Source organism: Vibrio sp. 10N.261.52.A1, assembly GCF_002876325.1.
GTDB classification, from domain to species: domain Bacteria; phylum Pseudomonadota; class Gammaproteobacteria; order Enterobacterales; family Vibrionaceae; genus Vibrio; species Vibrio chagasii.
This window is the reverse complement of sequence record NZ_MCYD01000407.1, coordinates 1-384: the sequence shown is the minus strand read 5'-3', so window position 1 is coordinate 384 and position 384 is coordinate 1. Positions and strand designations below refer to the sequence as shown.

Sequence of the window (384 nt, the reverse complement as noted above, 5' to 3'; positions counted from 1 at the left end):
CTGCTCGAGCTACAACCGCGAATTCATATCGGTTGTCGCCTTTAGTAATCTCAACGTGCAATAAGTCGTCTTTTAACTGCCACTGCCCTACAGTTTTAAAGCGGTCAAACAAACGGTACTCCGTTAGAGTGCCATCGGCTTTAAAATGCACTTCAGTAATGTAGCCAGCCGGGCAGCTTTTCACCCAAACACGATTTTCAATATCACGGACAACAAAATCTCGCTTGGTTTCTCGCCAAGCTAAAAACGTTTCGCTGTCGTAAATATCGGTGTCGAGATCAGCTCGAGGAATTAACGGCTGTTCCGTTTGCTCGCGACAATAAAGCTGAAGCAAAATTTGCTGCGTCGTGTCACTCGATAACTCAGTCATTAATCCTTCCTATC

The 384-nt window shown here is 45.3% G+C and carries 1 protein-coding gene; it reads right to left on the bottom strand.

Annotated elements, in window-relative coordinates; translation table 11 throughout:
• The coding region (locus tag BCT81_RS04980; RefSeq protein ID WP_102423416.1) for a hypothetical protein at nucleotides 1–370 on the bottom strand (370 nt) is incomplete at its 3' end.
• Nucleotides 371–384: the final 14 nt, after the last annotated feature.